Consider the following 13404-nt stretch of genomic DNA (forward strand, 5'->3'; position numbering starts at 1 on the left):
ATCTCCTAATTAAAAATATAATTAACAAAATAATATTTGTTAAAACAAGTATATAAAATTATGAAAAAATTGATAAAAAAAGAGAATTTAAAGAAAAAATCTTTAAATTAAAATTCCGTTAATAACTCCATCTTGACCAGGTCTAGATGTTACTTTAGCATTACCTTCAGGGGTTTCTACAATAGCACCTTTGGTAATGATGTTCCTTCTTACGTAGTTAGGGTTTGCGGTGTTTTCAATTACTCCTAAGATGTCTACGATTTGGGTTTTACCGTTAGCATCAGTAACATTGATTTTATTACCAGTAGCTAATCTGAGTTTTTCATTTCCACCACGGGTTCTGATTTTTCTTAATCTTTTTTCATCTAACCTAGTTTCAGCTGGGTCTCTTCCTAATTCTGATTTTCTTTTTCCACGGTTTGCAACATTTCTTGCACCAGATGGACTTCTAGTTGATTTTCCTTGAGAAATTGCCATTATTTCACCTAATAAATATAATTAATAATATAATAATCGCAGTCTTCAAGCCTCTTTTCAATTAAACTGAATGCAAGAAAAATAACAGCCTAATTTTTGAGAGCAAAAAAGAGCCTTAAAGAATAATGATAATAAAATATTACTTTTTCATTATATATAAATGTTATATTTCAGAGCCAAAAATAAGAAAAATTACTTTTTGTTTTTTAAAATGAAATCATCAACCAATTTATCAAATTCTTCCTCGCTTATATCCTTATTCGATGCTGCATCAAGAATTTCCTGAATTTCTTCATTGGAAATATTGTCTCCAAGAAGCTCAACAAGCAGTTCTCTTAAATCGTCATCATCGATATAAGCTTCCCCACTTGATGAAATCAAATCCACATTACCATCTTCATCAAGCGCATAATAAGGAACTTCCTTAACCATTTTAACTAATCCTCATCATCTTCTTCAGGAAACTCGTAATAGACTACCCCATAAGGATCGTCATCAAAATACCATTCATTAGGTTCATCTAAGAAATCTTCATCATCAAAAATGTCATCATCAAGTTCCTCTTGACCTTCAACTTGAATAACAATATTAACATCTTCGTCTAAAGATTCAACATCAATACCCAATTCATCCAAATCAATTTCTAACTCTCCATCTTCAATTGCTTCCTCAGGAACAACAATCACAATTTCATCGCCAGAGCTAACATTAATTTTTGAATCTTTCATAGTATTTTCCTCCAAATTGATTTTCAATATAACTATTGAATTAAGTAATATTTAATATTGATTGAAAAAAATAAGGACAGTAACACCTAGATGTTACTATCAATCAAACATTCCATTTTTGGAATTCCAAAGCTGTTTTTACAGGTTATGGAACAGATTTTTGAATCTTCAATGCACAAGTCAAAATGGATAAAAATATCATCACAATTAATGTTGATTTTAACATCCGGACTTTCCAAAGTTTCTTTTGATGTATCGAGAACTTTTGAAGCTTGTGGAACAATGATTGAATTTGGGAAATTTGAATTGTTGATTCCCAAATATATTCCGTCTGAAATTCCATAATCTGCACAATAGCCCTTTTCACCGTCAACCTTGCCTACAAATGTATCATTTATTTCGTCATAACTTGAGATTAATCTTTTTTTCATTTTATCAAACCTCACACTAACTATATCAAACTTCATATATAATAAAAGTCCGAGAGCACGTGAAAAGTAATAATAAGATTTTTTAATATGAATAAAAGAATATTAAAGCAATAAAATTGAATTCAGTATGAAAAATTGTATTAGAAAAATATTAAAACTAAAAGCGACATAATTTAATTAGGTGTCAAGATGGTTCAAGAGACAAAAGAGCAATTGGAACTTGAAGCTGAAATTAAAGCAAAAGCTCATGAATTCTTAAAATACCTCAATTCAACCCTTCCGGAAAGTATGGAGTTAGAATATGAAGGATTTTACAGAAGAGGTTTCTTTGTTAGCAAAAAAAGATATGCCGTAATTGAAGATGGAGAAATTATCGCCAAAGGTCTGGAACTGGTTAGAAGAGACTGGGCGCCCATCGTTAAAAACACCCAGGAAGCCGTATTAATGGCCATCCTTAAAGAAGGGGATTCAAACAAAGCCATCAGTGAAGTTAAAAAAGTTCTAAAAAGACTTAAGAAAGGAGAAGTTGACAAAAAAGAACTCATCATTCACACACAGATTACCAAACCATTAAACCAGTACAAACAAGTTGGACCACATGTGGTTGCCGCCCAAAAAATCGAGGACCATGGCATCAAGGTTTCACGCGGAACCATCATACAGTACATCATTGTTAAGGGAAAAGGTTCAATTAGCCAAAGAGCGGTTCCCTATGAATATAGCGAAGGCTATGACTATGATAAGGACTACTACATCAACAATCAGCTGATTCCCGCTGTTGAAAGAATCATGTATTCATTTGGATATACCAAAAAAGATTTGCAGGACATTGCTGCAGGTGAAGTCCAGCAAAGTCTCGACGCATTTTTCTAAAAACTTAAATATTTTTAAGATTATAATTTAAATCATATGATTCAAAATGATGATGACCGTGTTGTATTTTTTGATATAGATGGTACATTACTTGACACATCTGATTTTGCTGAAACCGCAAGAAAAGCAGCTATTGGATTGATGGTTGATAATGGACTGCCTCTTGACAAAGATGAAGCATATGGTGTTTTAAAAACAATTATTCGTGAAAAGGGATCCAATTACGGGAAACATTTTAATGTTTTGACCCAGGTTGTTTTAGGCCATGAGGATCCTATGCTTGTAGCACTTGGGATGATTACATACCACAATGTTAAAATGGCACTTTTAAGACCATTTCCAGAGACCATTGATACATTAATCTATCTCAAAAGTCAAGGATATCGCCTAGCAGTCATATCCAACGGATTGATTATAAAACAATGGGAAAAACTTGTAAGACTCAACATCCATTCATTTTTCGATGAAGTCATCACTTCCGAAGCGGTCGGTAAAGAAAAACCAAACAGATTAATTTATGACGTGGCCCTTAGAAAAATGAAAGGAAATCCCGAAAAATCCGTGATGATCGGTAATAAATTTAAAGCAGATGCATTAGGTGCAGTCAATGCAGGAATGAAAGCGATTCTTGTAAATTCCGATGTTACCGAAGACGACAGGGATTATATCAAAAAAGAAAAATTAGACATTACAATTATGGACAATATTGGTGATGTAAATACTATTTTATAATCACCAAATCTTAAAATTCTAATTCTAAAGTCACAGGACAGTGGTCTGAACCATAAATTTCATCTAAAATTTCAGCTGATTTTACATTATCCTTGATTTCTTCATTTACATAAAAGTAGTCAAGTCTCCACCCGGCGTTTCTTTCACGTGCACGAGTCCTATAGCTCCACCAAGTAAAGTTATTTTCACCTTCATCAAACATTCTAAAGGTATCAATAAAGCCTGCCTCTTCCAATTGGTCCAACCATGCCCTTTCCTCAGGCAGATATCCGGATTTTCCTTCACAGTTTTTGGGATTGTACACATCAATTGGATTATGAGCTATATTGTAATCCCCTGTAATAACAAGGTTTTTGCCTTCATTTTTAAGTTCCACCAATTGTTCAAGCAAAGCATTGCAAAAATCAACCTTGAAATCCAGTCTTTTTGCATTCATTCCACTGTTTGGGAAGTAGATATTATATAATATAAAGTCAGGATACTCTATTTTTAAAACCCTACCTTCTGAGTCAAGTTCCTCAACACCCAACCCCAGAGTTACATTTAAAGGTTTGATTCTGGAGTATGTTCCGACTCCACTGTATCCTTTCTTTTCAGCTTCATTGAAATGCTGATGAAAACCATCAACATTAGCTAATTTCTTGGGAATCTTATCTTCTGTAGCCCTAACTTCCTGAAAGTTAATAATATCCGCATCAGTATTGTCAAACCAGTCCCAAAATTCTTCCTTTTTGGAGACTGCCCTAATACCATTTACATTCCAGGAAATCAACTTAATGGACATTATAACTTAACTCCATTAGCGGTAGGCAATTCACGTAGCCATTTAATGTCACTTTTGTAAAGCATACGAATGTCTTCAACATCATATCTTATCATTGCAAGTCTTTCAATACCTAAACCGAATGCCAAAGCAGGCTGGTTAATGCCGAGAGGTTTTAAAACTTCAGGCCTGAACATTCCCGCTCCACCAAGTTCAATCCAGCTTTCTTTTTCTTCAAGATAAATCTCAGTTTCAGTAGACAAGTAAGTGTAAGGGAAGTAAGCCGGTCTGAATCTGACTTCAAAACCTAATTTCTTGTAAAACTCCTTTAAAGTACCTAAAAGATTTTGATAACTAATGCCCTCATCACAGACAAGACCTTCCACCTGATGGAACTCAGGCAAATGTTTATAATCAAAAGTTTCTCTTCTGAATACCCTGCCAACTGAAAACATTTTGATTGGAGGCTCATGTTCAAACAGGTGTTTTGTAGATATTCCAGTTGTATGAGTTCTTAAGACACTTTGCCTTGCGATGTCTTCACTCCAGTCATATTGCCAGCCAATGGAACCTGTATCCGCACCGGTTTCATGGGTTTCTGCAGTGAGTTTTACCAATGCATCATCAGGCAAATCACAAGTTAGAGGATTTTTAAGATAAAATGTATCCTGCATTTCACGGGCAGCATGATCTTGAGGCTGGAAGAGTGAATCAAAGTTCCAGAATGCAGATTCAACATAGTCTCCATTGTCTTCCGAAAAGCCCATATTCAAAAAGATTTCTCTTATCTCATCAATGATTACCCTCAATGGATGCTTTTTGCCTGCAAATACTATCGGAGCTTCAGCATTGATATCATATGGACGATATTCGAGGCTTTTCCATTCACCTTCTTTTAGATGTTCATGTGTTAATTGAGTGGCCTGCTCTTTAATTTCAAAACCATGTCTAAGGATAGCTTCACCTTTTGGTAAAATTTTAAATGAATGTGAGGTTTCTTTTTTAATATTCAATATGTTTTTTCTACCGGTTAACTTTTTAAAGCCATCCATCAAATCATCAGTGAATAATTTAACTCCATCAGCATTAGCTTTAAGATAATCCAATACCTTTTCATCCCCACCTGCTTTGGAAACGAAATCTTTACCAAATTCAGTGATGTTAACTACTCCCTTGTCAATTTGAGCCCAGTTCTTACGGCGCAACCATCCGATTGCAATGCCTGTTTCCTTTTTATCAATTCCGGCTTCGTCAGCCAAATCCTTCATCTCAATTTGGTCTTTGGTAGCCAAAGCCTTCAATATCTTACGTTCAGGAAGTCCCTCTTCAGCATATTTGAGGCCGTCCTTGGTTAATGAATATGTTTCTTCGACCTTTTTATCGACTTCAATAATGTCTTTTGAAGAGAGTGACCCTGCCGCACTCATTACTGACTTTATGTCCATTCCGGTATTTTCGGCTATTTCATTTGGAGTAACTTCTGGATTGGATTCCAGTTCCTTTAGAAGTTTCTTTTCATAAATATGTAATTCACTAATGGTTTTTTCAATATCCTCACTCATTTAAACACCATGATTTAAGATTAATAATATAATGATATATGTTTAAAACCATTAATAAATATATGGTCAAAACCCATTTCTCAAAATATTTTAAACATTTAATAGAATATTATTCCTCAATTATCAAAACCTCATCAAAAATATTGATTGAATCCGGATCCAAATCAATGGCCCTTTTAAAGCAGACTTCAGATTCACAGTCCATACCCATCTCACTTAAAGCCATAGACTTATACATCAATACATCTGCCAATTCATTATCAATTTCCAAAGCCCTGTCAAAATATTCTATTGACTTTTTAAACTGATTTTGATTGAGCAAATGCTTTCCGCGCTCAACGAGATAGACAATATTCCCTTCATCGACTTTTTCTGCCATTTCAAAATATCTCTCTGCAGCATCATAATCCTCCAACTTCGAATACAATCCTGCCAAACTAACTATAGCTTCAATATCACTAGAATCCAATTTTATTGCTTTTTTAAAACATTCCAGAGCTTCATCAAAATTATCTACCCTATAATATAAAATTCCCTTATTTGTCCAGGGAATGGAAGCTGGCTCAATTTCAATAGCCTTATCAAATGCCTTATGAGCCTTGGAGATATGATTCAATTGAGATAAAATCATTCCCTTATCATTCCAGTATGCCGGATTATCAGAATCGATTTTTATTAAAACATCAATTGTTTTAATTGCCTTTTTGAGCTTTCCCGAATATGCATAGGACAATGCCTTGTAGCGCAAAACTTCATTTTGATTATCGTTCAACTTTAAAGACAAATCAAAATATTTAATGGCACTCTCATAATCATTAAAAATATAAAATTCAGTTAAACCACAATAAAACAATTCTTCAGGATCATTCATATCAATTGGCTTATATTCCTCATCCATATCAACAAAATCCGGACCGAATTCCTCAAATATAAATTCCTTGAACGCATTAAATGAATTTTCCTTATCTCCCCTCATGCCCATAATCATCGATTTCATGTACAGGGAGGTAGAATATTCCTTGCAGTCATGAGGAATCTCATCTAAAATTTCCAATGCTTCCTCAAATTTGTCTTGAAGCCATAATCTGTCAGCCATATCCAACAAATATTGATATTCACTTGTTTTATTCTCATTATCTTTCATCTTTACACCCTTTAATATTAGTGGTAAAGATGTCTGTTGGGAAAGTGAATATAATTTAGGCAAGTGCAACAAAGCACAAAATCACAAAAGCAAAAAAAGTCACAAACAATATTAAAGCACTGGATGTGCTTGATCCAGTGCTAATTCGGTATTTTGGATTAATGTTTAGATTTGAAAATATCATTTTCATGATATTACAACAAATCGACGTTGAGGTCTGAAATGTCTTAATTAGATAAGTTTATACCAATTTGTTCATAGGGTGATAATCAACAGGCTCTGTTCCCAATGGTTTTGCAGCTTCAGAGATAAACATGTCTGTTTGAGCTACGGCAGGGAATGCAATGTCTGCATTCTCAATAGGTCCAAATAAAACAAAATCCCCAGCACACATTACCTGTACGATATTTGCGCCAATATCACAAACGGTAAATGCAGTTTTGTTTCCAGCCTTTTTATATTCCCTTAACCAGTCCCATGCTGATGGAACGTTGTGAATTCCAGATCCTACAGGATAACCCCATTTTGCTTTTTCTGCAAAAGATGTTCTGGCGGCAATACCTGCACCCTGACCTAATGGAGTTACTGCAGTATCCATCATGAATCTGTCCACACCACATTCAGCAGCTACTTCAAGTAACCCTTTTTCATATGCTCCGTCATCTCCGTTTTCCCACATGTTCATTTTACCTTCAACGGTAGCATTCATTGGATTGAATCCCAATATAATGGAAGCGGAAATGTTTGTTTCAGCAAGTGCATCCAGTTCGGATTTATCTGCAGCCATGTTGATTGAGTTGTATATTGCTCTTTCTGTTAATCCAGTTTCATCAGCGTACTGTGCACCAGCAACTCTTGCATCACCGGAAGTTGAATCTATAAGAAATGGAGCATCACAGATTTCACCAACATATTCAATATACTTTGGAAGGGCCTCAACGGTCTGTCCGAAAACTTGTACAATGTAGGGATTACCAGTTACATCCGAAATGGCAGCCATATCATTAATCAGTTGTTCAGCCCTAGCTTTATCAAAGTCACCAGTTAATTCATCATTAAGAATATTGTGTCCACCGTAGAAAATTGTTCCTGCAAGAACTGTAGGATATTCCCCCGGTTGTCCACCCATTTTGACTCCAGCGAAGTCAAAAACTTCTTGTTCTTTATCAAATTTAAACATTTATTTAAACCTCTTCAATTTTCGACTTAACAATTCAATTGTATTTTAAAAAAATTAAAGTTAAGTCAAATAAATATTAAAATTAATAATATATAAATATTTCTATACAAAATCTAAAAAATTATAAAAATATTAAATATTATTTAAAAAAATAAATAATTAAATAGAAACTATCAAAATAAATAAAAATTGAAAATAAAACAAACAAAATTGAAAATAAGTTAAATCCGCTTTACACTAATCAATTAATTGCAAAAAATACAAAAAATAAAATTAATCATAATTAATCATGATTATAAAAATTAACTTAAAATTTAGTGACAAATCCGTAAAATAAGAATAATAAATTAGTTTTAATTAAAATAAAAAGATATTCGGAGAAAAATTTTGTTCCAGATTAATCAAACAAATTAATTTGAAAAATAACAAGAGTAAACTAAATTTTACAAAAATAATAAAAAAAGAAATCATGATGATTTCAAATCAAAATAATCCTTCAGATAACTTACAAAAATAGAAGCCGCAGTCAAATCCGCAGTGGTCCCCGGATTATACTTATTTTCGAATAGATAATCATCAAATTCATTAAGCCTATCACCAAAATCCGGACTGTCCTTTAATTTAAGCAAATCCCTTATCATCATGGAAATTTTCAATGCTTCATCTGATCCGTATTTTCTTGAAATCAAGGTATCAGGAACTTGAGACAGAATTGTTAAAAATGTCAAAACGCAAGCATCAGTTTTAGATTTATCCCTGATCAACTCATGATAAGTCGGATAACCGATTTCAAAAACTGCAGGCATATCCGAAGTCATCTCACGGGCAAGCATGTCCCAAGGAGCTGAGATTTTCAAAACATCATACATTGTCTGACCATTGTCCCGCAACTCCTGCTTAGCACTATCACTTGCCACATCATACTCATCCTGGTCACCCATTCCACCGGCATCAGCAATGTTGATTGCATCGTACAAATCGCATGCATCATCAACCGAAGTATTTCCCATAACCAGTTTAACGTTTTCGCGAATATCCTCAAACGAGTCGCTGATGGCTGCTGCAACTGCAATTGGTGTAGTCATCATGACAATTCCCAAGTTGGTATTGTTTTTAATCCACCGGTCAGTTTCAGCTACCGCCTGCAATATGTATTTTCCAAGCATAGGATTGTCTACATCCACATCAGTGCAGGCTTCACGAATTGTATCTCCAATTACAATTCCACTGATTACAAAATCTTCAAATTCCATATCTGGAAAATCACGAGTTCTGTGAACATTTCCAGGCTTCGGATAACCGCTTACCTCCAGAGCTGAGGCAATCTGAACCATTTTTGCAATTTCATTTTGCTTCATCATATCAACCCGTTTAAAAGTAAGTATGGGGCAAAATTAGTGATTATCAAGTCGGCTCCAGCTCTTTTAATAGAAAGCAGTGATTCTAAAATGGCTCTCTCTGTTAAAAATTCTTTTTCAATGGCGGCCATAATCATTGCATATTCTCCGCTTACATTATAAGCTACCAATGGCAACATGAACTCATCCTTAACCATGCGAACGACATCAAGATACGGAAGTGCAGGCTTTACCATCAAAAAGTCGCAACCTTCGATTACATCCAGTTCACATTCCCTAATTGCTTCAACTGCATTGGCAGGATCCATCTGATAGGATTTCCTGTCTCCCGCATGAGGGGATGAGCAAGCGGCAACTCTGAACGGTTCATAAAATGCAGAGGCATATTTTGCAGAATAGGACATTATCATGACATTATAAAATCCGTTTTCGTCCAATGTTTCACGAATGGCACCAACCCTTCCATCCATCATATCAGAAGGGGCAACTATATCTGCACCTGCCTGCGCATGAGACAGCGCAACTTTTGCAATGATTGGAAGTGATTCATCGTTCAATATCTCAATTCCATCGTCAGTATCCTCGTTTTCAACAATCATTCCACAGTGCCCATGTGAAGTGTATTGGCATAAACAGACATCACTTATAACCACAAGATTGGTTTCATTTTTAAGTTTGCGAATCGCCTTTTGAACAATGCCTGTTGCTGAGTAGTCAGGAGTCGCAATTTCATCTTTAGTTTCTTCTTTTGGTATTCCAAATACAATTATAGATTTCAATCCCTTAGATTCCAATTGTTTGGCAAACTCCACTCCACTATCCAAAGAATACCTGAACTCACCTGGAAGTGAAGATATTTCCTCCTTTTCCATTCCTTCCAATTCTTCCTTAAAATAAATTGGATAAATCAGGTCTTCTTTTTGAAGTTTGGTTTCACGTACAATATTTCTGATTTTAGCATTTTTTCTAAGTCTTCTCATTCTTGTAGTTGGAAATTCCATAATAATCACTTAGTTAATAATTTGATTTGAAAATATTTAAAATATTACTAAAATAATAAATAATTAAAATTTCAAATAGATAACTAATTGTTAAAATGAGGCCAAACATGTCAAATTCAATAGGAGAAAAATTTAAAGTCACAACATTTGGTTCAAGCCATGGTGTTGCAGTAGGTGCCATTGTTGACGGATGCCCAGCAAACCTTGAATTAAGTGCTGAAGATATACAAAAAGAATTAAACAAAAGAAAACCTGGAACCAGCAGCGTTACCACCCCAAGAAAAGAAGATGATGAAGTTCAGATATTGTCAGGAATATTTGAAGGAAAAACTGACGGAACTCCAATTGCCGGAGTTGTTTTCAATAAAAATCAGAAATCAAAAGACTATTCCATGTTTAAAAATACTCCTCGCCCGTCTCATGGGGATTTCGGCTGGATGAGCAAATATGGAAACTATGACTATAATGGAGGAGGTCGTGGAAGCGGCAGAGTTACAATTGGCCATGTTATTGGCGGAGCCATAGCCAAAAAATTATTAAAAATTCACAATATTGAAATCATTTCCCATGTTACTCAAATCGGAGACATTAAAGCTTCAAAACATGATTTTGAAACCCTCAAAGAAAATATTGAAAAAAATCCTGTTCGCTGTGGGGATCTGAAAGCCGCAAAAGAAATGGAAGAATTAATTTTAGCAAAAAAAGAAGTTGGAGACTCTATTGGAGGTATTGTAGAAACTATTGCAGTTAATGTTCCTCAAGGATTGGGAGAACCTGTTTTCGGCAGACTTGATGGTGACTTGGCACGAATTTTAATGAACATCGGAGCAGTGAAAGGAGTTGAAATCGGCCTTGGATTTGACGTATCAACCCATACCGGCTCACAGATTAATGATGAATACCAAATTAATGACAATAAAGTTACAACAAAAACAAACAACTCTGGAGGAATAATTGGAGGCATGAGCAATGGAATGCCAATCGTATCCAGAATTGCAGTCAAGCCAACCCCATCCATTTCCAAATGTCAGGATTCAATTGATTTGGAAAAAATGGAAAACAAAAAAATAGAAATAAAAGGACGTCATGATCCCTGCATCTGTCCAAGAGTGACAGCAGTAGCCGAATCAAGCACTGCAATTGTTCTTGCAGACCACATGATTCGTTCAGGATTCATTCATCCCGCAAACCTGAATATATAACACTAACGTTTTCTTAGCATTGAAAACTCATCAAATTCCTTATGTTTGAAAGCTAATTGGTAGGAATTCTTTCTTTCACTTTCATACAGTGCATGACTGGTGCTATGAATGGATGACTGAACATCCTTAAGGGAAATCAGCCTGAATCTCTTTGGATTATTGTAATTGACATTAAATGACAATCCATCATATGCGGCAATTGTCTTGACACCAGTTTTTTTAGAAATCTTTTTAGCTTCAGTTACAGGATTGCTTGAAATCATTTTTAGCCCCAAATGTGTCATTACTGCAACCTGAGGTTGTACTTCCTCAATCAAATCCATAAAGTTGCGTGTACACATATGACCATTGATTGAACGGTTTCCCGGCCTCAATACACTGGCTATAAGAATATCTGCATCCTTATGTTCCTTGCCCAATCCATCAAAATAAGCGGTATCTGAAGTATAGGATAACTTGAAACCTCTGAAATCTATTTGAAAACCCACTCCGGTCGGATCGCCATGTGAAGTGGATGTGCCCTTAATTTTGACATTATTCAATTGACTATATTCTCCCGGCTTTAATATAATCCTATCGGGCTTGGATTGATGATAGGATGAAATGCAGGGACCCCATTTTTCATATCCATCAAGAACACTTTCACTGCCGACAATAGTTCCCAAGCTTTTTGTCATTCCTCTTGTCATGGCTTCAATCAAAACTTCAGCATCATTATAATGGTCCGTATGTGAATGGGAAACAATTACCCCACTTAAATTACGCGGGTCAAAACCGAATTGATAAGTTCTTATAAGCGCTCCAGGACCCGGATCGATATGGTAGTTTTTTCCTCCAAGATTATCAATACGAAAACCACCAGTCATTCTTCGTTGACTAATTGCGGAAAATCTTCCTCCGCCGCTTCCTAAAAAAGTAATCTTCATTTAAATCCCAGCTATAATGAACATAAAATAATATCGCATTGCAATGAAGACTTATCCTTTTTAAGACACAAATCCTCATTTTCAATGACAACTTTATCTCCTATTTTTACATTATCGCTGTCTGTAAACATTAAAACATTTTGACCTGGGCCTGCACGTTGTTTCCAATTATCGTCAAGTGCTTGGACATCTTTGTTCAATTGAACAAACAACATATTCCCATCAATATTGACAACCTTACCTACTTCGCCCTTATCAATAATCTTATTGGCCCTTTCAATTTCAATGCTTTGTTGAACCAATTTTTCAGTCAATTCCTGTCTAAATTTGGTCAAAACCTTAATGTCATGATCAATTGTGATATTCAAATGTCTTTGAGCTTCAGCTTTGTCAAATTTAGGTTGTTGCATCAATACATCAACTTTTTTGCCTACAGTAGGGGTCTTAGAAGCAACCTCTTCCAAAATACTTTCGAAAATCTCCCCCATATATCTAAGGCTCAGAGAAGGTTTCCATTTTCTTTTGATTAATGTTTCAGCCAGCCGCTTTGCATACTCATTTCCAAAGATAATGACCCCATTTTCACCAGCCTGACGCTTTTCAGTATCGGAACCCAATAATTCAATAATCTGATAACCATTTGTAGTTCCATAAATACGTCTTCTTCTTGTTTCAAATGTTCCTTTGGTACTTACTTCTCCACGGATGGTGTTTCCGATTATCTTGAGCTTGTTAGCATCATCAGTGATTTTAATTGAAATGCCAAGTTCATTAGCTCTTGCTAGAAAGTCATCATCATTGTCTATTTTACCTTCATATAATTCTTTTTCCAATAAGTTCAAATTCTTTTTATCACCGAAATATCCTATTTTTCTTTTATCACTCGCCATTACACATCCTTTTTTTCCAACATAAGCGATAATTAAGCTCATAATATCTCCTAATTTGATATTTTTAAATTTATAAAATATCAACTATTTATTATTTATATATATTTTTAGTTATCATCTATTATAAATGTTAATAG

Annotated in this window: 15 protein-coding genes; 3 read left to right on the plus strand and 12 right to left on the minus strand. The window is 34.8% G+C overall.

The annotated features are described in order from the left end of the window. Positions 1 to 102: 102 nt before the first annotated feature. From ACJMLO_RS03815 to ACJMLO_RS03830, 4 genes are all read right to left on the minus strand, one after another. Entirely contained in the window at positions 103 to 477 is a 375-nt protein-coding gene (locus ACJMLO_RS03815) for a 30S ribosomal protein S8e (RefSeq protein WP_405294079.1), read from the minus strand. 192 nt (positions 478 to 669) lie between these two features. Further along, on the minus strand, positions 670 to 909 hold the full coding sequence (locus tag ACJMLO_RS03820) for a hypothetical protein (protein ID WP_405294081.1): 240 nt from the start codon (positions 907 to 909) through the stop codon (positions 670 to 672). Between the two features lie 5 nt (positions 910 to 914). Further along, positions 915 to 1205, minus strand: a complete 291-nt coding sequence (locus tag ACJMLO_RS03825; protein WP_405294083.1) for a hypothetical protein — start codon at positions 1203 to 1205, stop codon at positions 915 to 917. Positions 1206 to 1291: 86 nt separating this feature from the next. After that, complete coding sequence (locus ACJMLO_RS03830) at positions 1292 to 1636, minus strand: hypothetical protein (protein WP_405294085.1); 345 nt, start codon at positions 1634 to 1636, stop codon at positions 1292 to 1294. Between the two features lie 189 nt (positions 1637 to 1825). Between ACJMLO_RS03830 and ACJMLO_RS03835 the strand changes: the two genes are divergently transcribed. Next, positions 1826 to 2509: a DNA polymerase domain-containing protein gene (locus ACJMLO_RS03835; protein WP_405294089.1), complete on the plus strand. Its 684-nt coding sequence runs from the start codon at positions 1826 to 1828 to the stop codon at positions 2507 to 2509. Positions 2510 to 2545: 36 nt separating this feature from the next. After that, positions 2546 to 3241: a TIGR02253 family HAD-type hydrolase gene (locus tag ACJMLO_RS03840; protein ID WP_405294091.1), complete on the plus strand. Its 696-nt coding sequence runs from the start codon at positions 2546 to 2548 to the stop codon at positions 3239 to 3241. Between the two features lie 10 nt (positions 3242 to 3251). Here ACJMLO_RS03840 and ACJMLO_RS03845 read toward each other — a convergent pair whose 3' ends face one another. The 6 genes from ACJMLO_RS03845 to hemB form a co-directional block, all read right to left on the minus strand. Continuing rightward, on the minus strand, positions 3252 to 4025 hold the full coding sequence (locus ACJMLO_RS03845) for an exodeoxyribonuclease III (protein ID WP_405294093.1): 774 nt from the start codon (positions 4023 to 4025) through the stop codon (positions 3252 to 3254). Beyond that, positions 4025 to 5566 carry a phenylalanine--tRNA ligase subunit alpha gene (locus ACJMLO_RS03850; RefSeq protein ID WP_405294095.1) on the minus strand — a complete coding sequence of 514 codons (1542 nt, stop codon included), beginning with the start codon at positions 5564 to 5566 and terminating at the stop codon, positions 4025 to 4027. The genes ACJMLO_RS03845 and ACJMLO_RS03850 overlap by 1 nt, the downstream gene beginning before the upstream one ends. A gap of 109 nt (positions 5567 to 5675) precedes the next feature. After that, the gene (locus ACJMLO_RS03855) at positions 5676 to 6710 is read right to left on the minus strand and encodes a tetratricopeptide repeat protein (protein ID WP_405294097.1); all 1035 of its coding nucleotides are present in this window, start codon (positions 6708 to 6710) and stop codon (positions 5676 to 5678) included. 241 nt (positions 6711 to 6951) lie between these two features. Then, complete coding sequence (gene mtrH / locus ACJMLO_RS03860) at positions 6952 to 7890, minus strand: tetrahydromethanopterin S-methyltransferase subunit H (protein ID WP_405294099.1); 939 nt, start codon at positions 7888 to 7890, stop codon at positions 6952 to 6954. 467 nt (positions 7891 to 8357) lie between these two features. Continuing rightward, positions 8358 to 9248, minus strand: coding sequence for a triphosphoribosyl-dephospho-CoA synthase (locus ACJMLO_RS03865; RefSeq protein ID WP_405294189.1), 891 nt, complete (start codon positions 9246 to 9248; stop codon positions 8358 to 8360). Beyond that, complete coding sequence (hemB, locus tag ACJMLO_RS03870; protein ID WP_405294101.1) at positions 9248 to 10249, minus strand: porphobilinogen synthase; 1002 nt, start codon at positions 10247 to 10249, stop codon at positions 9248 to 9250. The genes ACJMLO_RS03865 and hemB overlap by 1 nt, the downstream gene beginning before the upstream one ends. A gap of 107 nt (positions 10250 to 10356) precedes the next feature. Between hemB and aroC the strand changes: the two genes are divergently transcribed. Further along, positions 10357 to 11451 carry a chorismate synthase gene (gene aroC / locus ACJMLO_RS03875; RefSeq protein WP_405294103.1) on the plus strand — a complete coding sequence of 365 codons (1095 nt, stop codon included), beginning with the start codon at positions 10357 to 10359 and terminating at the stop codon, positions 11449 to 11451. Between the two features lie 2 nt (positions 11452 to 11453). Here aroC and ACJMLO_RS03880 read toward each other — a convergent pair whose 3' ends face one another. Both ACJMLO_RS03880 and ACJMLO_RS03885 read right to left on the minus strand, forming a co-directional pair. Further along, positions 11454 to 12377: an MBL fold metallo-hydrolase gene (locus ACJMLO_RS03880; RefSeq protein ID WP_405294105.1), complete on the minus strand. Its 924-nt coding sequence runs from the start codon at positions 12375 to 12377 to the stop codon at positions 11454 to 11456. Between the two features lie 11 nt (positions 12378 to 12388). Beyond that, positions 12389 to 13309, minus strand: coding sequence for a DUF2121 domain-containing protein (locus ACJMLO_RS03885; protein ID WP_405294107.1), 921 nt, complete (start codon positions 13307 to 13309; stop codon positions 12389 to 12391). Positions 13310 to 13404 lie beyond the last annotated feature (95 nt).

It is taken from the genome of Methanobrevibacter sp. (assembly GCF_045120835.1).
Classification (GTDB): Archaea; Methanobacteriota; Methanobacteria; order Methanobacteriales; family Methanobacteriaceae; genus Methanocatella.

Excerpts from the sequence above, each read along its gene's own strand:
- mtrH (WP_405294099.1), bottom strand. The coding sequence starts at position 7,890 with ATGTTTAAATTTGATAAAGAACAAGAAGTTTTTGACTTCGCTGGAGTC.
- ACJMLO_RS03845 (WP_405294093.1), bottom strand. The coding sequence starts at position 4,025 with ATGTCCATTAAGTTGATTTCCTGGAATGTAAATGGTATTAGGGCAGTC.
- hemB (WP_405294101.1), bottom strand. The coding sequence starts at position 10,249 with ATGGAATTTCCAACTACAAGAATGAGAAGACTTAGAAAAAATGCTAAA.
- ACJMLO_RS03820 (WP_405294081.1), bottom strand. The coding sequence starts at position 909 with ATGGTTAAGGAAGTTCCTTATTATGCGCTTGATGAAGATGGTAATGTG.
- ACJMLO_RS03885 (WP_405294107.1), bottom strand. The coding sequence starts at position 13,309 with ATGAGCTTAATTATCGCTTATGTTGGAAAAAAAGGATGTGTAATGGCG.
- ACJMLO_RS03815 (WP_405294079.1), bottom strand. The coding sequence starts at position 477 with ATGGCAATTTCTCAAGGAAAATCAACTAGAAGTCCATCTGGTGCAAGA.
- ACJMLO_RS03855 (WP_405294097.1), bottom strand. The coding sequence starts at position 6,710 with ATGAAAGATAATGAGAATAAAACAAGTGAATATCAATATTTGTTGGAT.
- ACJMLO_RS03830 (WP_405294085.1), bottom strand. The coding sequence starts at position 1,636 with ATGAAAAAAAGATTAATCTCAAGTTATGACGAAATAAATGATACATTT.
- ACJMLO_RS03835 (WP_405294089.1), top strand. The coding sequence starts at position 1,826 with ATGGTTCAAGAGACAAAAGAGCAATTGGAACTTGAAGCTGAAATTAAA.
- ACJMLO_RS03840 (WP_405294091.1), top strand. The coding sequence starts at position 2,546 with ATGATTCAAAATGATGATGACCGTGTTGTATTTTTTGATATAGATGGT.
- ACJMLO_RS03825 (WP_405294083.1), bottom strand. The coding sequence starts at position 1,205 with ATGAAAGATTCAAAAATTAATGTTAGCTCTGGCGATGAAATTGTGATT.
- ACJMLO_RS03850 (WP_405294095.1), bottom strand. The coding sequence starts at position 5,566 with ATGAGTGAGGATATTGAAAAAACCATTAGTGAATTACATATTTATGAA.
- ACJMLO_RS03865 (WP_405294189.1), bottom strand. The coding sequence starts at position 9,248 with ATGAAGCAAAATGAAATTGCAAAAATGGTTCAGATTGCCTCAGCTCTG.
- aroC (WP_405294103.1), top strand. The coding sequence starts at position 10,357 with ATGTCAAATTCAATAGGAGAAAAATTTAAAGTCACAACATTTGGTTCA.
- ACJMLO_RS03880 (WP_405294105.1), bottom strand. The coding sequence starts at position 12,377 with ATGAAGATTACTTTTTTAGGAAGCGGCGGAGGAAGATTTTCCGCAATT.